The following is a 20,565-nucleotide window of genomic DNA, read 5'->3' on the forward strand; positions in this document are numbered from 1 at the left end:
GATGGTCGCCCTCGGCCCGTTCATCGAAAAGATTCGGGGAATCGGAATGGAATGTCGGCCGCACCGGTTATTCTTTAGCGCTGTCCGTCGCACTCGCGAGAACCCCCGCATTTCTTGATCTCCTGAGGAGACCCATGTCGATCGCCGACACCGGCACCACCCCCGTCCAGGGCTCGTCTCCCACGCGGCGCACGGCGCCTGGCGTCATCCCGGCCAAGGACATGGCCGTCATCTGGGTGCTGCTCGCCGCCGCCTTCGTCGCGATCCTCAACGAGACGACGATGGGCATGGCGATCCCGCACCTGATCACCGACCTCGGGATCACGCCGATCGCCGCGCAGTGGGTCACGAGCGCCTTCATGCTGACCATGGCTGTCGTCATCCCGATCACCGGATTCCTGCTGCGGCGCTTCACGACGCGGCAGATGTTCCTCGCGGCCATCACGCTGTTCTCGATCGGAACGCTGCTGGCGGCGCTGGCCACCGGGTTCCCGATGCTGCTGGGCGCGCGCATCGTGCAGGCGTCCGGCACGGCCGTGATGATGCCGCTGCTGATGACCACGATCATGAACCTGGTCCCCACGGCATCCCGCGGCCGCATGATGGGCCGCGTCAGCATCGTCATCTCGCTGGCGCCGGCGATCGGGCCGACGATGTCGGGGTTCCTGCTCGACCACTTCGGGTGGCGGGCGATCTTCGTCGTCGTGCTCCCGATCGCGCTGGTCGCGATGTTCATCGGATGGCGTTGGCTGACGAACGTCGGCGAGACCACCCGCGCGCCGATCGACGCCCTGTCGATCGTGCTGTCGGCATTCGGGTTCGGCGGGCTGGTCTACGGACTCAGCCAGATCGGCAGTCTCGGCGAGGGCGGCAGCTGGGTTCCCCTGGCGATCTCCCTCGCCGTCGGCGTCGTCGGACTGGGCCTGTTCCTGTGGCGTCAGGTCCTCCTGCAGAAGAACGATGACGCGCTGCTCGACCTGCGCGTGTTCGCCTCTCGCGACTTCTCGCTGTCGATGGCGCAGATGTTCCTGCTGTCGCTGGCGTTCTTCGGCGCCATCACGATCATCCCGCTCTTCCTGCAGGACGCCCTCGAGCTGAAGGCGCTCGACGCCGGACTGGTCATCCTGCCCGGAGCCCTCGCGATGGGGTTGCTGGGCCCGTTCATCGGCCGCATCTACGACAGTCATGGCACCCGCATCCTGCTCATCCCGGGCTCGATCCTGGCCGCCGCGATGCTGTGGCTGTTCACGACGCTGACGGTCGACAGTTCCGTCTGGCTCGTCATGGCGGCGCAGACGCTGCTATCGGTCGGCCTCGCCCTGTCGTTCACACCGCTGTTCACAGCCGCGCTGGCATCGCTGAAACCGAAGTTCTACTCGTACGGCAGCGCTGTGGTGGGAACCGTGCAGCAGGTCGCGGGCGCCGCCGGGATCGCGGTGATGATGACGATCTTCACCGCATCCGTGAACGCGGGCGGCGGCACGGAGGTCGCCGGCGCGGTCGCAGCGGGAACCCGCACGTCGCTGACGATCGGCGCGATCATCGCCACCGTCACGATCGTCGGTGCGTTCCTGATCCGCAAGCCGGAGGACGACGGCGGGGGCCCGGCCGAGCACATGGGTCACTGAAGCCCTTCCGTGACGGGCCTCGGAAGAGTACCGTCACGGCATGATCATCGATCCTCCGGCTCTGGACGAACCGTCGGAGGCTGTGGCGCGCCTGTACCAGGCAGATGTGGACGCGGACGGGTACGTGCACCGCTACACCCAGGCCATGGCACTCAACCCGCAGGCTCAGGATGCGTTCGTCTCGCTGGTGAAAGCTGTTGTCGCCTCGATCGGCATCGGCGTCTACGAGGCGGCGACGCTGGGGGCGGCGCGCGCCATCGGCTCGCCGCATTGCCTCCTCGCGCACGGCCACAAGTCGTTGAAGGCGGGAGTTCTCGACGAAGCCGGCCTTCTCGGGTTCGCTCAGGACGAGGACGACGGCTTCGACGAGAGACTTCAAGCGGTGGTGCGCTACGCCGCGAAGCTGTCCACGGATGCGAGGTCGATGACGGATGCCGACAGCGAGCGGCTCCGGCAGTACGGCTTCGACGATCGGCAGATCCTCGACATCACGCTCGCCGCGAGCCTTCGCAATCACTACAGCCGCGCCCTGCTGGCCCTGGCAGTTCCGCTCGATGACGAACCGCTGCTCCCACCGGCCCTGGCGAGCGCGATGCTGACGCGGGCGGGACGCGGGTGATGGCATCCGCAGCGGGCGGTCAGTCGCCCGGCGACGCCTTCAGGGACGACGGCAGCACGCAGTAGCCGTTCGTGCACAGCCCCGCGGCCGCGTCCGTCTCGAGCAGCTGCAGGGACGGCGGCGCGGCGAGAGACGACGTCTCGGTGACAGGTGCCTGCTTCTCAGCCATCCCTCGATGGTACGCCTTGCCGCGGGCCCTGGCGCCGTTCACCGAACAGGCCGCACCCGGGTGATTCCCGCGCGCGAATGCAAGCCGTACAGTGGGAGCACCCGAATCCGGTGTTCGCTCGTCGATGTGCGTGCGCCGCCTTGCGCATCGTCGCGCCTGAAAGGATGCCCGTGAGCACCGTCGCTCCTTCCCGCCCCGTCGTCCGTCAGACCGGGCTGCTGACCTGGCTGTTCCTGCTCAACGCCGCGATCCTCACGGTGTACGCCGGATTCATCGTGATCCTGGTGCCCGATCAGATCGCGCGCATCGACGAGCAGAACAAGGTCGCCAACCTGGCCATCGTCATGACGGCCTCCTCCATCGCGACGATCATCATCCATCCGCTCATCGGCGCGCTGTCCGACCGCACGCGCAGCCGGCTCGGCAGGCGGGCACCGTGGATGCTGCTGGGCGGAGCCACCGGCGCGCTGTTCACCGTCCTCCTCGCCGGAGCGGGCACGATCTGGGCAGTGTGTCTGTACTGGATCCTGATGATGCTGTGCGTGAACTCGGTGGCCACCGTCGGCTCCGCGATAGTGCCGGACAGGTTCGCGAAGGAGCGACTCGGAGTGGCCAGCGCCGTGGTCGCGCTCGGCATCTTCGTGGGCATGGGCGCCGGCGTCGCCCTCGCCGGCCTTGCGGTGAACAGCATCGGGATCGGCTATGCCGCCTTCGGCATCGGCTTCCTCATCGTGTGCGTGCTGTTCGTCGTGTTCAACCGCGACTTCTCCTCACGGGAGATGCATCGCGAGCCGTTCTCATGGCGCGCGTTCTTCGCGAGCTTCTGGGTGAGCCCGCGACGGTACCCGGACTTCTGGTGGGCATTCGCCGGCCGGTTCTTCCTGATCCTCGCCTACCAGAGCGTGCAGTCCTACCTGCTCTACATCCTTCGCGATTACATCGGACTCTCCGACGCCGAGTCCACGGGGGTGAGCACCCTGATCACCGCCGTGATGCTCATCGGCGCTCTGGTGACCACCTACTTCTGCGGACGGATCTCCGATCGCACCGGTCGTCGCAAGGTGTTCGTGTTCGTGTCCTCGCTGATCATGGCGGTGTCCCTCCTGATCCCGCTGCTCCTGCCCTCCCTGACCGGCATGTTCGCCCTGGCGGCGGTCTTCGGCGTCGGCTACGGCATCTACATGAGCGTGGATACCGCACTCATGAACGAGGTGCTGCCCGCCGCCGACCAGGCCGCGAAGGATCTCGGCATCCTGAACATCGCCACCGCGCTTCCCCAGGCGTTCACCCCCGCGCTGGTCGGCGTGCTGATCCTGCTCTCGGGCGGGTATTCCGCCGTGTTCATCGCGGGCATCGTCTTCGCCGTCCTGGGTGCCCTGACGGTGATCCCGATCCGGAGCGTGCGATGAACGCGCCGGACCGCGAGATCACCGCCCCCGTGGCGCTGCTGACTTCGCGCGGGCTGCAGAATCCGGCGGCGATCGGCTGGGCGCGCAGATCGCTGATCGACACGGATGCGGTGGGTCAAGGCATCCGCGGCTGGGGGCGCACCAAGCGCTGGGAGTACTGGGCCGTCACGACGCCGACCCACATCGTGGCGCTGACCATCGGGGCTCTCGACTACGCCAACGTCCGCGGCGTGTGGGTGCTGGATCGTGCCTCCGGCGAGGAGATCGACGCGTTCGAGATCAGTCCGTTCGGCTTCGGCGTCGAACTGCCGGGCACGCTGGGACAAGGCCCTGCGCGCTCGATCGGGCGCGGTGCGAGCCTGGAGTTCACGGATGCCGAGGCAGGGACGCTGCTGCTCGCACGCACTCCCCGCGTGAAGGTCGACGTCGTGGCCGGCCTGCCGCCGCTGCACGAGGCGATGGGCACTGCAGCCCCGTTCAGCCCCTTCCTCGCGGAGTTCACCGTGAAGGATGTGGATCGGCCGGCGCACGGCACCATCGAGATCGACGGCGTGACGCACGAGGTGCCCGCCGGATCGTCGTGGGCGATCCTCGACCACCTGCGCGGCCGGCTGCCATACCGCACGCACTGGAACTGGGGAGCGGGCGCCGGCATGTGCGGCGAGCGCCGCATCGGGTTGCAGCTGGGCGGTGGCGGTCCGCTCGCGATCCGCCATGGCGTCTCGCAGAACGCGTTCACAGTCGACGGACGCGTGCACAAGGTCGCGGCTCCCCTGGCGTGGGAGTTCGACGCCTCCGACTGGTCGGCGCCCTGGCGGGTGCGCAACGATCGCATGCAGCTGGAACTCACCCCGTTCCATGTGCGCTCCAGCCGCACCGACATGCTGGTGGTCGCGTCGATCGCGAACCAGAGCTTCGGACACTGGTCGGGAAGAGTGCGCACGGACGATGGCGCGTGGATCGACCTCGACGGCATCCTCGGCTGGGCCGAAGATGTGCACAACAGGTGGTGAGAGACGGATGACGGCAAGTGGTCTTCCCCTGCCGCAGCCAAGCCGATACCGTGCTGAACCATGAACTCACAGGCCGTTCGCCCCGGCGAGACCCCATCTGAACGCGCGGATCGCAACTGGAACGAGCTGATGCAGGAGCTGCGGGTCATGCAGACAGGCACTCAGATCCTCACCGGCTTCCTGCTCGCCGTCGCCTTCCAGCCGCGCTTCGCCGAGCTCGACGACCTCCAGCGCGGGCTCTACATCACCCTCGTTCTGCTTGCGGCGACGGCCACGGTGCTCGCGCTCACGCCCGTCGGTCTGCACCGGATGCTGTTCCACGAGCGCCGCAAGGTGCAGCTCGTGCGCGTGGCCGACCGACTGGTCAAGGCGAACCTCGCCGTGATCGGCGCGGTGACCGTCGGTGTGGTCGCACTGATCCTCGACGTCGCGCTGAACCGGCCGACCGCGATCGTCGCGGCAGCACTGGGCGTGGTCGTGATCCTGCTGCTGTGGGTCGGGCTGCCGCCGCTGCTGCGACGACGCTCGGGAGGGGCCACGGACGAGGAGCGCCCGGCCTCCTCGCACATGTGAATGGCCTCCGAGTACCCGTCCTCAGGTTGAATCACCGGACGGAGTGCGGAATCGTGGCCCGGACACCGCGCTGGACGGTGCGGTGTCCGCAACCGGAAGGAGAGCTGAATGCTCACCCTGACCGACAACGCCAACACCATCGCCGCGACGATCGTCGCGCAGCAGAGCACGACGCCGGATGCGGGACTGCGCATCCACTCGTCGGGGACGGCCGCCGAGCCCCGCTTCGCCGTGACCATCGCCCCCACCCCCGAACCCGGTGACGCTGTCATCGGTGATGAGGACATCCGGGTCTTCCTCGAGCAGGCCGTCGCCGAGGCACTGGACGACAAGGTGCTGGACGCCTCTGTCGACGAGGAGGGCTCGGTCTCGTTCACCCTCCTCCCCCAGCCGGCCTGAGCCGACTTCATCAGCACGAAGGGCCGTCGTCCGCAACTCAGGACGACGGCCCTTCGTATGCCGCGGCGCGCATGCCTGCTCACCTACCGTGGAGGGATGCTGCGTCGTCTTCTCTCGCGCCTGTTCTGGACTTTCAGTCGCTGGACGCTCCGCACAGAGCCCGCCCCGTCCCGCCCGACCGTGCTCGTCGGCGCTCCGCACACGTCGAACTGGGACTTCGTGCTCATGCTCGCCATCGCATGGCGCCTCGGCATCGACCTGCGCTGGCTGGGCAAGAAGAGCCTCTTCGCCGGTTGGCGCGGTCCGATCATGCGGGCACTTGGGCGGCATCCCGGTCGATCGCGACGACCCGGGCCGCATCGTCGGCGATGCCGTCGCCGGGGTGCACGCGGGCGAGGTGTTCGGCCTGGTCGTCACTCCCGACGGCACGCGCAAGGGTCACTCGCATTGGAAGTCGGGCTTCTACCGCATCGCCCGCGAGGCAGGGATGCCTGTGACCCTCGGCTTCGTCGACCGCACGACGATGACGACCGGCCTCGGCCCGACCATCGATCTGACCGGAGACGTCACCGCGGACATGGACCGCATCCGCGCCTTCTATGCGGACAAGTCCGGCTTCCACCCCGCGCACCGCGTCGAACCGCGACTGCGTGAGGAGACATCTGCGGATTGAGGCCCCGATCCGCGTGCGTGCCCGACAGCTCGAGCGTCGGACGTGTCAGTCCCAGTCCAGATACTCCTCGATCACGACGGCCGTCTCGATGGGGTGGGTGGCCGGGAAGTAGTGGTCTGCGTGCGGGATGCGGGTGATGCTGGCGCGCTCGGGAGCCGTCGCCTGCAGCTTCTCGGCGTGCACAGCGGGGGTGACCTCGTCGTCTGAGGCCTGGATGATGAGCACCGGGATGCCTGCGGCCAGGTCGATCTCGGCATCCTCGACGCCCAGCAGCAGCAGTCCATTGACTCGCTCGTGGTGCTCGGCGGCGAACACCCGGGCGATCGTGCCGCCGGCGCTGTGCCCTCCGATCCAGGTGTCGGCGATCCCGAGGTGGTCGAGCACGGCGAGCGCATCGGCGGCACGGTCGCTGTCGGATATCCCGTCCGACTCCGCCCGCGCACCGATCCGGACGACCCGGAAACCGGCCTCTTCGGCGAGGTAGTGCGCGACGACGCCGAGGCCGTCGGCCTGGAGGTCGCGGCGGGTGACAAGCGTCAGCGTGACCGGGCCTTCGCCCTCATCGACGAACGGGACAGCACGGACGTCGGGCTCGAAGGTGCTGGTCTGCGTCACGGTGCTCTCCTGCATGTCTCGCGATGATCGGCCGTCGCACCGATTGTGCGATCCGCCTTGAACACCGTATTCACGCATCCGCCCGCAGACAAGTTCGCATGGTGGCGAGACCTGTCCGCGGGCGGTGCAGGCTCGGAGTCAGCGCCCGGCAGGCGTGCGGCTCTCGGCGCTGACCATCCAGGCGAACTGCTCCAGCTTCTCGATGATCGCGTGCAGGACGTCGGCGGAGGTGGGGTCCTCCTCGTCGACCTGATCGTGCACATCGCGCATGGTGGCGACGGTCGTCTCCAGCCGCTCGGTGATCAGCCCGACGGTCTCCTCCGTCGACACTTCTCCGGCGGGGAACGGCGGCAGTGATGTGGTCTTCGCGATCGTGGAGCTTCGTCCGTCGGCGGTGGCGTGCAGCGCGCGCATCCGCTCCGCGACGGTGTCGCTGAACGTGCGTGCGGCGGCGATGATCTCGTCGAGCTGGCGATGCAGGTCGCGGAAGTTGCGGCCCACGACGTTCCAATGCGCCTGCTTGCCCTGCAGCGACAGCTCGATCAGATCGGCCAGCACGGACTGCAGGTTCGCCGTCAGCGTCGGCGATGCCGTGAATCCCTTCTCGGCGTTCTGGCGTCGAGTGGGCTTCGCGGCCGACTCGGGCGCGGCGCTGCGGGTCGCGGACTTCTTCTTCGTGTCAGCCATGCTGTCTCCTCACACTCCTCGCCGCGCACCGCGGCGATCGAATACGCCCGTCACGCTATCCGCCGGCTCACGGCGTGATCGAGGGGCTTGACAGCACCCGGCGTCGGGCGCACCGTCCGGGCTCGGAGACGCTCATAGGTTGGGCAACGGCACGTCCGCGCAGAGTATTTCGGCTGACGCGGCCCACTGCCGCCGCTCGCCTACGCTGAGTGAAGATGTACGCGAGAGAGGCACAGCGTGAGGATCACGGTCATCGGCGGGTCGAAGGGCACCGGGGCACGGTTCGCGGCGCTCGCGCATGCGGCGGGGCACGAGGTGACGGCCCTGTCTCGCAGTGGAGCGGCGCCCGACGGCGTGCGGGCGGTCGCCGCGGATGCGACCGACCCAGCTATGGTGCGAAACGCCATTGCGGGAGCGGATGCCGTGGCCGTCACCGTCGGCGGCGCGAAGGGCGTGCGTCGGCATCGCGCGGCGGTGACGGGCTCGGTCATCGATGCCATGGAGGCTGGGGGTGTCCGCCGTCTGCTCGTGCAGTCATCCTTGGGTGCCGGCGACTCGGGCGCGCTCATGCCGACGCCGCTGCGGGTGCTGATGAAGGCGGTGCTGGCCGTTCCTCTCGCCGACCACGACGAACAGGAGGCTGCCGTGATGCGGTCGGGTCTGGATTGGACGCTCGTCCGTCCCACCGGGCTCACCGACAAGCCGGCCACAGGTGGCACACGCGCGCTGCAGGTGGGGCAGAAGGGCACGCTGGGCGGGTCCATCTCCCGCGATGATCTCGCCGCGTATCTTCTGCGGGCGCTCGAGGATGATTCTCTGATCGGCGCGGCCGTCGGAGTCAGCGGCTGAGACGATGGATGATCTGCACGTGATGCCGGGGCCGGGCGCACCGCAGGGTCTCGTCGTGCCGGCGGTCGAGCTCGTCGAGCAGTTCTCCCGGTCGTCGGGGCCCGGCGGACAGGGAGTGAACACCACGGACTCCCGCGTGCAGCTGAGCATCGATCTGGCCACCACCCGTGCACTGAACGAGACCCAGCGCCGACGGGTGCTGACCCGGCTCGCTCCGAGGCTGGCGGGCAGCGTGCTCACGATCAGCGCCAGCGAGCAGCGCTCCCAGCGTCAGAACCGCGTCGCGGCGAGGGAGCGGCTCGCCGAGCTGCTGCGGGATGCCGTCATGCCCAGCGCGGTGCGGCGCGCGACGCGCCCCACCAAGGGCTCGCAACGGCGCAGACTCGAAGGGAAGCATCGTCGCTCTGAGACGAAGAGCGGCCGACGGCGTCCTGACGCCCAGGATTGACGCCCTGCACGACGCTGCGCATCCGTAGCGCTCAGACGACGAGATCCAGGAGCTCGCGGATGTCGTCGGCGAGCAGCGCCGGTTCCTCGTGCGGTGCGAAGTGCCCGCCGCGGGGCATCACCGTGTACCTGTCGACGTCGTACACGCGCTCCGCCCAGCTGCGCGGCGGATGGGTGAGGTCGTGCGGGAAGATCGCGACCGCGGTGGGGACCTCCACCCGTGCCACCCGCTTCGTGTGTCCGGTGGCGTACTCGAAGTACGGTCGCAGCGAGGTGGAGATCGAGCCGGTGAACCAATACAGCGAGGCGAGGGTCAGCAGATAGTCGTCGCTGAATCTGCTGCCGACATCGCCGCCGGAGTCGCTCCAGGCGCGATGCTTCTCGAGGATCCAGGAGAGGAAGCCGACGGGGGAATCCGCGAGTGCCGGCGCCAGGGTGAGTGGGCGCGTCTGCTGCTGATGCTGGTAGGCGCCCTCGGAGGCATTCCACGCGGCGGCCTCGTCCAGATACGCCCGCTCCGCGGTCGTCACCGTCGACGGGTCGACTTCGAGCGGAGACGCCACGGCGAGCAGATGGAGCCCGGCGACGGCATCCGGATGCGCCTCCGCCAGGCGCGACACGATGCCCGCCCCCAGATCGCCGCCGTGCGCGACGTACCGGTCGAACCCTAGCGACTCGGTCATCAGCCGATGGAGGAGTTCATGCGTCTGGACATCCAGCGACGGCGTCGCCGCTGAGAACGGGAAACCCGGCAGCGCGGGCACGATCACGGTGACCGATTCGGTCGCTTCACCGTCGAACCGCGACGGTTCCGCCAGCCGTCGCGCCACGTCGACGAGTTCCAGCGCGGAACTCGGCCAGCCGTTCACCAGCAGGACGGGCGTGCGTCCCGGACGCTCCGCATCGAAGCGCAGGTACGAGAGCGCGGTCCCGTCGATGATGGTGTTCCGCCAGGGCAGCTCGACGATGACGGCTTCCTGCGCGCGCCAGTCGAATCCGCTCCCCCAGTACTCGGCCAGCCGGCGCAGCTCGTCCTGATCGGTTCCGCCCTCCCAGGCGTCGACAGGCCATCGCGTGGCCCAGCGCGTGTGCCGAACCCGATCCAGCAGGTCTTCCAATTCCGAGTCGGGGACTTCCAGCGGCGTTGCAGTTGCAGTCATCGTCCTGCCTCTCTTCCCGAGGAGAGCGTCGGAGCGCCTGCGATCATTCCCCGCAGCGGTCAGTACGCGACGATCAGGCCGCGACGCTGCGACGATCGCGCACTGCGCGGTCGGCGTCGGCCAGGACGAGATCGCCGTGCACCGCGGCACCGGTGGCGACGCCGGATGCGCTGGACGCGACGACCATGGCCATCGGCTGCCCGGCGTTTCCCGCGACCCAGATCCCCGGCACCGGCGTCATTCCCCGCGGATCCGCGGGGATCTGGGTGCCGAACGGATTCACCTCGGCGACTCCGCCGATCGACTCGTACAGGTCGGTCCGCGCCAGGAAGCGCGGTGCGACGACCACAGCATCCGTGTCGAAGCTCTGCCCGTCCTCGGTCTGCACAGCGCGCACGTCCGTGCCGTCCACGACGAGCCTGTCGACGTGCCCCCGCACCACCGGGATCTCCAGCGCGGCCAGAGTCTCCGACTGCTCCTCCGTCAGCTCGGACGCCTCGTGCAGGAACAGCGTCACCTGATCGCTGAGCCGGCGGAACAGCAACGCCTGGTGGATGCCGGGCTCGGCACGACTGAGGACGGCGATGCGCCGATCGCGCACCTCCCACCCGTGACAGAACGGACAGTGCAGCACGGTCTTGCCCCACGCCTCGACCACGCCGGGGATCTCGGGGAGATCATCGACGAGCCCAGTGGCGAGGATGATCCGTCGGGCACGGATGCGCGGTCCGTCGTCGCCCGTCTGCACGGTGAAGTCGTCGACGGCCCCGGACAGACCGGTCACGCTCCCGGCGATGATCCGGACGCCGTAGGACTCCGCCTCCGCGCGTCCCTTCGCCAGCAGTTCGCGCGGCGCGATCCCCTCGTGTCCCAGGACGTTGTGGGCGCCCTCGGCGCGCGAGTTGCGCGGCCGGCCCTCGTCTATCACCACCACATCGCGCCGAGAACGCGCGAGGACGATCGCTGCGGCGAGTCCGGCGAAGCTGCCTCCCACGACCGCCACATCCGCAGAGATGTCTCCTCTCCCGCTGGAGACGGCCTCGGCCCGCGGCCGGACCGCGATCCAGACGGCCCGAGCGGAGCGGTGCGAGATCGGTGATGTACCGGCGCGGAGCGACGCGATGATGTCCTCCAGGACGGCCTGGTCATCGCCCGTGACCTCGCCCTCGCCATGCGCGCGGAGCCGATACTCCAGGTACTGCGCGCCGTCGCCGGTGGATGCGTCCACGATCAGCTCGAGCTCGTGCTGCTCCGGCTGCGCGAAGCCCGCGGCCGCGAGCAGGTCCGGCCAATCGGCGCGCGCGTACCCGTGGGCGGCGCGCGCCGCCCGCATCCGATCGTGCAGCGCGGTCAGTCCGCTGCCGAGATCGTCGGGAGCGAATCGCGGTTCGCCGGCGAGCTCGGTCAGGACGAGCACTCCTCCCGGGCGCAGCACGGAGTACGCGCGGCGCAGTGCCTTCGCCGGGTCGTCGAGGTGATGCAGCGACAGAGCGGCCCACACGAGGTCGGCATCCGGCGGAATCGTCGCGGGCCAGTCGTCGTTCAGATCCACACGATGCGACTCCACTCGATCCGCGACCTGCGCCGTCGTGGCCGCGCTGCGCACGCGTGCGAGCAGCTCGTCGGAGACGTCCAGCGCGTGAACGCGGGCCGTGGGAAAACGCTCGGCGAGCGCCACGGCATCCGCTCCGACCCCGGATCCGAGGTCGACGATGCGCGAGGGAGGCGCATCGAGAGCGGCCTGCGCGCGATCGAGAGTCGCACTCCGCAGAGAGGCGCTCAGACGCGACTCGAGCGCGAGGTGATCGGCGAAGCCCTCGGGAAGGCTGCGGTGCCATGGTTCGTGTGCGGAGTGGGTCATGCCGATAACGTTAGGCCCGATTGGCGTTGCACGCATAAGATCTTGCATATGACGCAAGAAGATGCCGAATCGATCGTTCGCCAGCGCATCCGCGGACTGCGTGCCGCACGCGGCTGGACGCTGGACACCCTCGCCGCGCGCTGCTTTCTCTCCCCGTCGACGGTGAGTCGCATCGAGACCGGCCGCCAGAGGATCGCGCTGGAGCAGCTCGTCGCGATCGCGAAGGCGCTGGGCACATCACTGGATCAGCTCGTCGAGCCGGAGGGAGATGACGACGTCGTCATCCGTCCCGAACCGGAGACGATGGACGGCGCGACGTTCTGGTTGCTGTCCCGGGAACGCGATCGACGCGGCGTGACCATCGGCAAGATGCGCATTACCGAGAACCGCGAATCACCATCGTCGCAGGTGCACCCCGGCTACGAGTGGTTCACGGTCCTCAGCGGCGCCATCAGGCTCACCCTCGGCACGAGGACGATCCTGGTGATGCCTGGTCAGGCAGTGGAATTCTCGACCATGACTCCGCACCGGATCGAGGCGCACCAGGGCACGGCCGAGATTCTCACCATCTTCGACCATGACGGCGAGCAGGCTCACCTGCCCGGCCGCTCTCAGACCCGAGAATCCTCCTGAGAGAATGTGACGCATGTCCATCCGCTACCCCGACCCGCTCCGCCCCGGTGACACGATCGCCGTGACCTCGCCCTCGAGCGGCGTCGAGGACAGACTTCGCGCCCGGCTCGAGGTCGCGATCGCCGGCGTGCGGGCCCAAGGGTTCACGGTCGTCGTCGGTGATTGCATGGACGGGACGGGACACGTCAGTGCTCCGGCATCCGAGCGCGCACGGGAACTCACCCGCTTTCTCACCGACCCCGCCGTGCGCGCTGTCATCCCGCCGTGGGGCGGCGAGACGGCCATCGACCTGCTTCCTCTGCTCGACTGGGATGCGATCAGTGCGGCCGCGCCCACCTGGTTCATCGGATTCTCCGATATCTCGACCCTGCTCACACCGATGACGGTGCTGACCGTGTGTGGCGACGCTGCACGGCAACAACCTCATGGACACCCCGTACCGCGCGCCCGACGGGCTCCTCAGCTGGCTCGACATCAGCACAGGACGGGCGACGGATACCTTCGCGCAGACCCCTCCGGGCCGTTATCGGACAGGAGGGTGGGACGACTACGTCGGTCACCCCGATGTGTCGGAGATGACACTCGACGGCACCGGATCGTGGCGGCGATTCGATCAGGGCGGCGGCACGGTCGATGTGACCGGTCGCCTGATCGGCGGCTGCATCGAGATGCTGTGCAACACCGCCGGTTCAGAATTCGGCGATCTGAACGCCTTCGCCGACCAGCACGCCCCCGAGGGACTCATCGTCTACCTCGAGGCCTGCGATGAGGGTGCACTGTCGATCTGCCGCTACCTGCACGGCATGCGCTTGGCGGGCTTCTTCGATCACGCGAACGCCGTGCTAATCGGCAGGACCAACGCGCCTGACCGTCCGACGATGACGCAGCAGGAGGCAGTGCTCGACGCCCTCGGCGACCTCGGCATCCCGATCATCGGCGACGTGGACTGCGGGCACGTACAGCCGTTCATGCCGATCGTCAACGGTGCTCTCGGACGCGTGCGCTTCGACGATGGTGTCAGCTCGCTGGAGCAGTCACTGGCCTGACCGTCTCAGGCGCTCTCATCCGGCCAGACCGGGCACCCGCGGCCTTCAGCATCCTCACCGCCGCGTCCTCGACCAGGACTCGGAGCTCGTCAGGGCCGTCGATCACGACCTCGCAGCCCAGCGCAACGATGACCGACGGGATCCATTCGAGGCTCTCGGCGTTGATCTCCGCGCGATGCCAGGGCGGTGCGCCATCGACAGCCCCGTCGTCGAGCTTCACGAGGCGCGCGACACTCGCCGGCAGATGCTCGCGGATGCGATCCTCCCTCGCACGGACGCGCAGCACGACCTGCCATCGGTACGGTGCATCGACGAACAGCTCCAGAAGACGGCTCCGCACGTCAAGTCGAGGCGGAGGCGTGAAGGACTCGGACGTGACGCGCACCGTCCGGATCCTGTCCGCACGGAACGCCCGCTCCTCCCGGGTGTCGACGTCGAGCGCGACGAGATACCAGCGGTGGGCGTGCGCGACAAGACCGTACGGGTGGATGCTCCGCCGCGAGAGCGCTCCGCTGCGACTCCGGTAGCGCATGTCGACGCTTCGGGTGCGGCTCACGGCATCCGCCAGAGTCAGCATCACTGCGGGATCCGGCGCCTCTCCCCCGTGCTGCGAGGTCGGCGTCATCGCGGCGAGCACGACGTCGATCCGCTGGGCATCCGCCGCCGGCATCGCTCGCGTGATCTTCGACAGAGCCGTCTGCGCGGCCAACCCCGGCGCGGATGCCGCCGCCTGCGCCTGAGCGAGCTCGAGGAAGACCGCGATGACCTCCTCGGTGCTGAACATCAGCGGGAGGACCCGCTGCCCGAGAGCGAGACGGTAGCCGCCGTAGCGCCCTCGGAGCGTTTCGACGGGGACGCCCAGATCGGCCAGCCGCGCCACATCACGACGAATCGTGCGCTCATCCACGCCGAGACGGTCGGCGAGCTCGCCGACCGTGCGCAGCTGCGCGGACTGCAGCAGCTCGAGCACCTGCAGGGCCCGCGCGGTGGTGTCGGCCATGACATTCATCATCGCACCCATACCGGGCTGTTTCTGTCCGGTATTGCTCGTATCGTCGTTCTCGCTACCCCGCTCGAGGGGGCATTCACCGATAAGGAGAAGCTCATGCAGCTCGCCGCCACCCGCATCATCACCGACGACGTCGACGCCCTGGTCGCGTTCTACGAGGCCGCCACCGGCCTCGGCATCCAGCGACGGCATCCGATGTTCGCCGAACTGCGCACACCGTCCGGCACCCTGGCCATCGCCAGCTCAGCCACCGTGCCGCTGCTGGGTGCGGATGTCGCCGAGGCGGGCGCGAATCGCAGCGTCATGCTGGACTTCCTCGTCGACGACGTCGACGCGACGTACACCGCGCTGAGGGATGTCGTGGAGGTGTTCGTCAACGAGCCGACCGACATGCCCTGGGGCAACCGTTCGCTTCTCGTCCGCGACCCCGACGGCAACCTCGTCAACTTCTTCACGCCGCTCGGTGAGACCGCACGCTGACGGTCACACGTCGCATCGCCATCCGCCCTGCCGGCGGGTGAAGACGATCCGCGTGTGACGGCGGTCCGGGGCTCCCTGCCAGAACTCGACCCGGTCGGGCACGACTCGCCAGAGTCTCCAGTCGCCGGCCTCGACCCCGTCCTGCGCGGCGGCGCTCCTGGCATGCAGATCTGCCAGACTCTCGTCGCCGGATGCCTCGACCACTCGTCCGCGGATGCGAACGGACCGCACGACCGGCTGCCACCAGAAGGTGAGCGCGGCGTGCGGTTCATCCCCGAGCTGCCCGCCTTTCACGCTGGAGCGGGTGCTGGCGAACGCCCAGCCGCGCTCATCGACGTCCTTGAGCACCAGGACCCGTGCATCGGGCACGCCATCGGCATCCACGGTCGACAGCGTCATGGCGTGCGGCTCAGCCGCGCCTGCCTGACGGGCGATGTCGAGCCAGTCCAGGAACAGCGCCACGGGGTCGTCCGGGAAAGCCTCGAGATCGAGCGGTGGCGCGATACCGGCCAGCGTCGGCAGCGCGCGCAGGAGCGCCCTGGTCTCGACGGTCATGCCGACGGCGCCTTCCGGTAGTGCATCGCGACCGCGCCGTTGCTGAGCGGCTCGGTCGAGACGAGTTCGAGGCGGCGTGTACGGGGCAGTCCGCCTTGGAACAGGGTGGGTCCGTGCCCGGCGATCATGGGATGCACGAGGAAGCGGTACTCGTCGATCAGGTCCAGCCTGTCCAGTTCTGTCGCCAGCATCCCGCTGCCCAGGAGCACGCCGCCGGGCGCCTGATCCTTGAGCTCCTGCACGGCGGTGCGCAGATCACCGTCGAGGTGGTGGCTGTTGGTCCAGGGGAAGTCCGTGCGGGTCGTCGAGACGACGTACTTCGGCTTGGACTCCAATTTGGTCGCCCATTCGCGCAGTGCCGGTGGTGCATCGACCTCGCCGCGGGCGACCAGCGGCCAGTAGCTCTCCATCATCTCGTAGGTGGTGCGGCCCCAGAGCATGGCGCCGCTGTCATCCATCAGGCGGGTGAAGTAGGCGTGCGTCTCGTCATCCGCGATGCCCTCGCGGTGATCGACGCATCCGTCCAGAGTCACATTGAGGCTGAAGGTCAGAGCCATACGGCGAGTCTAGATCTCCCCGGCTCCGGTACCGGATGCAGTCTCCTCAGTCGGCGATCGAGCCGAGATGGCGGGCGAAGAAGCGAGCTGCATCCTCGCCTGCGAACGACGGGACGCCGGTGTGCCCGCCCATGTTCGCCTGAAGGGTCTTCTCTGTCGATCCGAAGGCGTCGAAGAGCTCCAGCGCCACGCTTCGGTCGTTTCCCTCGTCGTCCCACTGCAGAAGGACGTGCAGCGGGATCGTGACTCGTCGGGCCTCCGCCATGATGATGCGCGGCACGTAACTGCCGGCGAAGAGACCGGCTGCGGCGATGCGGGCATCGGTCGCCGCCAGACGCACGCCGATCGCGATCACTCCGCCGGAGAACCCGACGCGATCGCCGATCTGCGGGAGTGCGAGCGCTTCGTCCAGGGTGGTCTGCCACTCGGGCACGGCCTGCTCGACGAGTGGGAGGATCAGTCGGTCGATGACATCCTCGCTCGGACGCTCACCGGCCGAGAGCGCGCGGACCAGATCGGCTCGAGCCTGCTCGGCGCCGGGCAACGGGGCACGGTCGCCTGCCCCTGGCAGCTCGATGCAGATGGAGGCGAAGCCCTGTCCGGCTGCGCTGCGCGCCCGCGCGGCCAGGCGCGGCCGCATCCGTCGCATCCCGATCCCGCCGGGCTGGCCCATCAGGATGAGCGGAACCGGGGCGGACGAGGATGCGACCGGTGGCATCCAGAGGATGCCGGAGAAGTCGCCGAGGGTGAACTCGCGCTCGACGAGGTGCTCATCGAAGTGCGTTTCAGAAGTGAAGTGCATGGTCGTGCCTTTCGGGAGTGCTGCTGATCTGCGGCGCTCCCGGACTACCTATCGCCCGACCGTGACTCCCCGGAGAAGCACCCACGTCGATTCGTTCACGGGTACCACCTCCTCTGAGCTCTGCACGGTCCGGCCAGGCTAGCACCGTCAGCGGCGCCGACGACCGGAATCGATGACCGTGACGGCTACGAGCCCGACGATCATCAGCGCGCAGCCGACGAGCGCCACTCGGGTGAGCTGCTCCTGCAGCACCACGACACCCAGCAGCGCCGCCAGCAGCGGCTCCGCGAGGCTGAGAGTGCCGGCGACCGGCGCGGTCGTCCGCCCCAGTCCGTAGACGAACAGCGCGTACGCGAGCGCGGTGCCCGCCAGGCCGATCCACCCGATCAGCAGCAGCGAATCGCTGTCCGCGAGATGCTCGGGATGCAGCACGATGATCGGCGAGAGCAGGATGCCGGCCAGGATCAGCGTGAAGCTCGTGGCGGGCAGCGCCGGGACCCCCGTGGACAGGAATCGCTTCGCCGCAACCGTGTAGACGCCGTAACAGGCGCCCGACACCAATGCGACTGCGATGCCCGTCGCCGCCACGCCCTGGGCACCCCAAGGATCGAGGAGCACGGTGCAGCCGACGATCGCGGCCGCCGTTCCCGCCGCCCAGCCGAGCGTCATCCGGTCGCGCGTCCACCATCGTGCGCAGATTCCGGTCACCACCGGTGCGACGCCGAGGGCGATCGCGGTGCCGAGCGCCGCCCCCAACTGATCCACCGCGTGCATGAAGGCCACCTGGTAGATGCCTGTGGCCAGCGCCGCCAGCAGGAGCCATCCGATCACGTCCCTGCGAAGCAGCTGCCGCCACACCATCCCCCGCGAGCTGAGCGCCGCCAGGGCGACTCCGCCGATGAGCAGGCGCGCGACGCCGAGCACACCGGGGTCGGCGTCGGATGCGGCGAGCACCTGCGCCGGGCCGACGGTGCCCCACAGCAGTGCCGCACCGAGCACCGCTGCCGGGCCGACCCCGCGCGCCGCGGTGAGGGCGCGCACCTCGCGCGCATCGGTCGCCGTCGCTCGCAGATCATTCACCTGATGCAGCCTCAATTCGCATTTCCTACGTGATTCGGGTGCCAAAGCTACCCTGGAACAGGGATGAGTGAATGAGCCCCGTACTTAATCCGGATACTGTCGTTTCATGGCACATCTGGACGAACTTGATACGGCGATCCTGCGGGAGTTGCAGGTCGACGCACGGCGCACCAATCGCGACATCGCCGCGGCGGTCGGCGTCGCGCCGACCACGTCGCTGGATCGGATGCGGAGCCTGCGGGAGCGCGGAGTCATCACCGGCGCACGTCTCGAGTTGGATCTCGCGGAGATCGGCCGGCCCGTCCAGGCCCTCGTGGCTGTTCGCGTCCGACCGCCCACGCGCGATCGCATCGAGGGGTTCCGGGAGTGGGCCGCAGCGCTGCCCGAGGTGCTGGGCGTGTTCGTCACCAGCGGCAGCGAGGACTTCCTGATCCACGTCGCCGTACCCGACAACGACCACCTCTACGCCTTCGTCATCGACCGCCTCACCGAACGGGCAGAGGTCGCGGATGTGCGCACCTCGATCGTCTACGAGCACATCCGGGCAGCCACCGTGATCCCGGTGCCGTCGAAGGACTGACCGAACGCACCCGGATGGTGCGGCCGGCGCTGATGGACACAGCGGATCGCCGCAGCCATCGAGAAGTCAAAGGCGGAGGTTCAGGAGTCCCCGGGAAATCGCGAGCGCAGGGCATCGCGCGCCTGTTGAGCGCCGCGCCTCACTTCCAGGAGCGGATCCTTCAACAGTGCCCGAATCGCGTCCAGGTCGTCCAGCGTCCCGACAGCGGCGAGAGCGCGCGCCGCGGCGATCCGCACGCGCGGAGTGTCGTCGGCTGTCATCGCCACCAGCTCGGATGCTGCAGGCAGATCGCGCTCGGCGACCACACGAGCCGCCATCTCGCGCACGCGCCACGCGGGGTTGCTCAATGCGCGGATGACGGCGGGCGCTGCCGAGTCGTGCCAGACGTACAGCAGCGCACGTGTTCCCCAGAGCTCGGGCCAGTACAGCGGCGGGGCGCCGTCGAGAATGCCCTGTGCGTGCTCACCTCCGACGAGAAGCAGGAACGACTCCCCTTCGTTGTTGCCGGACATCAGTGAGAGTGCACGCAGGGCCACTGCGGCTTCACTCTGGAGTTCGACGGCCTGCTCGATTCTCTGCGCGAGGGGCAGAGCGCCAGGAAGAGAAGCGTCGTGAGATCTTGCGTGTGGATTCTGGGGCACGCTTCAACGGTAGGCGCTCCGGGCCGAATCCGAGCATCGGCGATCCTCTCCTCGGCTGTCGAATGCCACCGACCGCATGACACTGTTCAGGACGAGAGGGGTGCCACAGGCGGTGCGCGATGCGGGCGGCGACGACCGCGGGGTCAGCGACACCGAGGCCGTGTCCCGCTCGATCGCGATAGTCCAGAGGAATCGCATCGTGGCAGAGTTGGTGCAATGACCGCAGAAAGTGAAGAGTGGGAAGCCGCCGTCGCCGATCTCTGGGCACGCTTCGACGAACTCGACAGGGACGACGGCGTGGCGGCGATGAGAGCGCTGGCCGACGGATGCCCGACTGCAGACGGCAGAGCGGCGTTCGAGCTCGCAGGAATGTACGACTCGATGGGCTTCGAAGCCGAAGCCGGCGCGGAGTACGAGCGCGCTCTCGAACTCGGTCTCGACGAGGCTCGGCACGCGCAGCTCGCCGTGCAGTACGGATCCACGCTGCGCAATCTCGGCCGTCTCGAAGAGGCGATCGCCGTCCTGCGGGCAGCACCCACCCATGAGTCCACCGGCTCGGCGCCCCGCATCGTGCTGGCTCTTGCCCTGCACAGCGCGGGACGCAAGGACGAGGCGCTTCGCGTCGCGATCGAGGCGCAGATCGATGCGCTGCCCCGTTATCAGCGTTCGATGCGCGCCTATGCCGCTGCGCTCACCGAGACCGATACTGCGTGAGCGTCCCCTCCGCCGGACGGTAGGCGGCGTGGTCATCGTGGCAGACTCAGGGCATGTACGTGATCATGTCGATCCACACGCCTCATCCGGAGCACAGAGACGCCCTGGTCGATTCGATGCGCCGCTTCGGGGCCGCGATGGCGGGACATGAGGGGCTCCTCAGCGTCAGCACGATGCAGGATGAGGCCAGCGACCGTCTTGTCGGTCTCGCCATCTTCGAGTCACAGGATGCGGCGAACGCGCTGCTGCCGTTGGCCCGGGCCGCGGTGGCCGGAGACGACTTCGGCACGTGGGAGGCTCGCGAGATCGAGGGCTTGAAGCTCATCGACATCACCGATCCCGGTCGTCGACCGCTCCAAGAGTGAC

The 20,565-nt window shown here is 68.5% G+C and carries 25 protein-coding genes and 2 pseudogenes; 16 read left to right on the forward strand and 11 right to left on the reverse strand.

The annotated features are described in order from the left end of the window. Positions 1-134: 134 nt before the first annotated feature. Positions 135-1,628, forward strand: a complete 1,494-nt coding sequence (locus QF046_RS05345) for an MDR family MFS transporter (protein ID WP_307366990.1) — start codon at positions 135-137, stop codon at positions 1,626-1,628. Between the two features lie 40 nt (positions 1,629-1,668). Then, on the forward strand, positions 1,669-2,247 hold the full coding sequence (locus tag QF046_RS05350) for a carboxymuconolactone decarboxylase family protein (protein ID WP_307366991.1): 579 nt from the start codon (positions 1,669-1,671) through the stop codon (positions 2,245-2,247). 19 nt (positions 2,248-2,266) lie between these two features. Here QF046_RS05350 and QF046_RS05355 read toward each other — a convergent pair whose 3' ends face one another. Beyond that, positions 2,267-2,416: a hypothetical protein gene (locus QF046_RS05355; RefSeq protein ID WP_307366993.1), complete on the reverse strand. Its 150-nt coding sequence runs from the start codon at positions 2,414-2,416 to the stop codon at positions 2,267-2,269. A 170-nt stretch (positions 2,417-2,586) separates the two neighbouring features. Here QF046_RS05355 and QF046_RS05360 point away from each other — a divergent pair, with 170 nt between their 5' ends. From QF046_RS05360 to QF046_RS05380, 5 genes and pseudogenes are all read left to right on the forward strand, one after another. Further along, positions 2,587-3,825 (forward strand): MFS transporter, encoded by a 1,239-nt coding sequence (locus QF046_RS05360; protein WP_307366995.1) that lies wholly within the window; start codon positions 2,587-2,589, stop codon positions 3,823-3,825. After that, positions 3,822-4,838, forward strand: a complete 1,017-nt coding sequence (locus tag QF046_RS05365) for a DUF2804 domain-containing protein (RefSeq protein WP_307366996.1) — start codon at positions 3,822-3,824, stop codon at positions 4,836-4,838. The genes QF046_RS05360 and QF046_RS05365 overlap by 4 nt, the downstream gene beginning before the upstream one ends. Before the next feature lie 60 nt (positions 4,839-4,898). Then, positions 4,899-5,411: a DUF6328 family protein gene (locus QF046_RS05370; RefSeq protein ID WP_307366999.1), complete on the forward strand. Its 513-nt coding sequence runs from the start codon at positions 4,899-4,901 to the stop codon at positions 5,409-5,411. Between the two features lie 108 nt (positions 5,412-5,519). Beyond that, on the forward strand, positions 5,520-5,810 hold the full coding sequence (locus QF046_RS05375; RefSeq protein ID WP_307367002.1) for a Fe-S cluster assembly protein HesB: 291 nt from the start codon (positions 5,520-5,522) through the stop codon (positions 5,808-5,810). Positions 5,811-5,906: 96 nt separating this feature from the next. Next, positions 5,907-6,483, forward strand: a pseudogene (locus QF046_RS05380) (1-acyl-sn-glycerol-3-phosphate acyltransferase). Positions 6,484-6,528: 45 nt separating this feature from the next. On the opposite strand, the gene QF046_RS05385 reads toward QF046_RS05380, so the two are convergent. Both QF046_RS05385 and QF046_RS05390 read right to left on the reverse strand, forming a co-directional pair. Next, positions 6,529-7,113 carry an alpha/beta fold hydrolase gene (locus tag QF046_RS05385; RefSeq protein WP_307367005.1) on the reverse strand — a complete coding sequence of 195 codons (585 nt, stop codon included), beginning with the start codon at positions 7,111-7,113 and terminating at the stop codon, positions 6,529-6,531. Between the two features lie 123 nt (positions 7,114-7,236). Then, complete coding sequence (locus QF046_RS05390) at positions 7,237-7,785, reverse strand: Dps family protein (protein WP_307367007.1); 549 nt, start codon at positions 7,783-7,785, stop codon at positions 7,237-7,239. Between the two features lie 237 nt (positions 7,786-8,022). Here QF046_RS05390 and QF046_RS05395 point away from each other — a divergent pair, with 237 nt between their 5' ends. Beyond that, entirely contained in the window at positions 8,023-8,634 is a 612-nt protein-coding gene (locus QF046_RS05395) for an NAD(P)-dependent oxidoreductase (protein WP_307367009.1), read from the forward strand. A 4-nt stretch (positions 8,635-8,638) separates the two neighbouring features. Next, entirely contained in the window at positions 8,639-9,082 is a 444-nt protein-coding gene (gene arfB, locus QF046_RS05400) for an alternative ribosome rescue aminoacyl-tRNA hydrolase ArfB (protein WP_307367011.1), read from the forward strand. 31 nt (positions 9,083-9,113) lie between these two features. Here the strand turns inward: arfB and QF046_RS05405 are convergent, their stop codons facing one another. Next, positions 9,114-10,241 carry an epoxide hydrolase family protein gene (locus tag QF046_RS05405; RefSeq protein WP_307367013.1) on the reverse strand — a complete coding sequence of 376 codons (1,128 nt, stop codon included), beginning with the start codon at positions 10,239-10,241 and terminating at the stop codon, positions 9,114-9,116. Between the two features lie 73 nt (positions 10,242-10,314). Further along, on the reverse strand, positions 10,315-12,102 hold the full coding sequence (locus QF046_RS05410) for an FAD-dependent oxidoreductase (RefSeq protein ID WP_307367016.1): 1,788 nt from the start codon (positions 12,100-12,102) through the stop codon (positions 10,315-10,317). A 48-nt stretch (positions 12,103-12,150) separates the two neighbouring features. Here QF046_RS05410 and QF046_RS05415 point away from each other — a divergent pair, with 48 nt between their 5' ends. The 3 genes and pseudogenes from QF046_RS05415 (at position 12,151) to QF046_RS05425 (ending at position 13,781) form a co-directional block, all read left to right on the forward strand. Next, entirely contained in the window at positions 12,151-12,735 is a 585-nt protein-coding gene (locus QF046_RS05415; protein ID WP_307367018.1) for a helix-turn-helix domain-containing protein, read from the forward strand. A gap of 13 nt (positions 12,736-12,748) precedes the next feature. Next, positions 12,749-13,060 (forward strand): annotated as a pseudogene (locus tag QF046_RS05420) (LD-carboxypeptidase); the annotation flags it as partial. A gap of 73 nt (positions 13,061-13,133) precedes the next feature. After that, complete coding sequence (locus tag QF046_RS05425) at positions 13,134-13,781, forward strand: hypothetical protein (protein ID WP_307367021.1); 648 nt, start codon at positions 13,134-13,136, stop codon at positions 13,779-13,781. On the opposite strand, the gene QF046_RS05430 is transcribed toward QF046_RS05425, so the two are convergent. Beyond that, a complete protein-coding gene (locus QF046_RS05430) occupies positions 13,753-14,781 on the reverse strand; it encodes a YafY family protein (protein ID WP_307367023.1) in 1,029 nt (342 codons plus the stop codon). The genes QF046_RS05425 and QF046_RS05430 overlap by 29 nt on opposite strands. Positions 14,782-14,886: 105 nt before the next feature. Between QF046_RS05430 and QF046_RS05435 the strand changes: the two genes are divergently transcribed. Beyond that, the gene (locus QF046_RS05435; RefSeq protein ID WP_307367025.1) at positions 14,887-15,270 is read left to right on the forward strand and encodes a glyoxalase/bleomycin resistance/extradiol dioxygenase family protein; all 384 of its coding nucleotides are present in this window, start codon (positions 14,887-14,889) and stop codon (positions 15,268-15,270) included. Positions 15,271-15,273: 3 nt separating this feature from the next. On the opposite strand, the gene QF046_RS05440 is transcribed toward QF046_RS05435, so the two are convergent. The 4 genes from QF046_RS05440 to QF046_RS05455 form a co-directional block, all read right to left on the reverse strand. Next, positions 15,274-15,825, reverse strand: a complete 552-nt coding sequence (locus tag QF046_RS05440) for a pyridoxal 5'-phosphate synthase (protein ID WP_307367027.1) — start codon at positions 15,823-15,825, stop codon at positions 15,274-15,276. Further along, positions 15,822-16,382, reverse strand: coding sequence for a dihydrofolate reductase family protein (locus QF046_RS05445; protein WP_307367029.1), 561 nt, complete (start codon positions 16,380-16,382; stop codon positions 15,822-15,824). The genes QF046_RS05440 and QF046_RS05445 overlap by 4 nt, the downstream gene beginning before the upstream one ends. A gap of 46 nt (positions 16,383-16,428) precedes the next feature. Next, positions 16,429-17,184 carry an alpha/beta hydrolase gene (locus tag QF046_RS05450; protein WP_307367032.1) on the reverse strand — a complete coding sequence of 252 codons (756 nt, stop codon included), beginning with the start codon at positions 17,182-17,184 and terminating at the stop codon, positions 16,429-16,431. A 147-nt stretch (positions 17,185-17,331) separates the two neighbouring features. After that, positions 17,332-18,264, reverse strand: coding sequence for a DMT family transporter (locus tag QF046_RS05455; RefSeq protein ID WP_307367034.1), 933 nt, complete (start codon positions 18,262-18,264; stop codon positions 17,332-17,334). A 106-nt stretch (positions 18,265-18,370) separates the two neighbouring features. On the opposite strand from QF046_RS05455, the gene QF046_RS05460 reads away from it, so the two are divergent. Next, entirely contained in the window at positions 18,371-18,844 is a 474-nt protein-coding gene (locus QF046_RS05460; RefSeq protein ID WP_307367036.1) for an Lrp/AsnC family transcriptional regulator, read from the forward strand. A gap of 80 nt (positions 18,845-18,924) precedes the next feature. Here the strand turns inward: QF046_RS05460 and QF046_RS05465 are convergent, their stop codons facing one another. Beyond that, complete coding sequence (locus QF046_RS05465; RefSeq protein WP_307367038.1) at positions 18,925-19,356, reverse strand: HEAT repeat domain-containing protein; 432 nt, start codon at positions 19,354-19,356, stop codon at positions 18,925-18,927. Positions 19,357-19,701: 345 nt separating this feature from the next. Between QF046_RS05465 and QF046_RS05470 the strand changes: the two genes are divergently transcribed. Continuing rightward, positions 19,702-20,199, forward strand: coding sequence for a tetratricopeptide repeat protein (locus QF046_RS05470; protein ID WP_307367040.1), 498 nt, complete (start codon positions 19,702-19,704; stop codon positions 20,197-20,199). A 53-nt stretch (positions 20,200-20,252) separates the two neighbouring features. Beyond that, complete coding sequence (locus QF046_RS05475) at positions 20,253-20,564, forward strand: antibiotic biosynthesis monooxygenase (protein ID WP_307367042.1); 312 nt, start codon at positions 20,253-20,255, stop codon at positions 20,562-20,564. Position 20,565: the final 1 nt, after the last annotated feature.

Source organism: Microbacterium sp. W4I4, from assembly GCF_030816235.1.
In the GTDB taxonomy this organism is placed as follows: Bacteria; Actinomycetota; Actinomycetes; order Actinomycetales; family Microbacteriaceae; genus Microbacterium.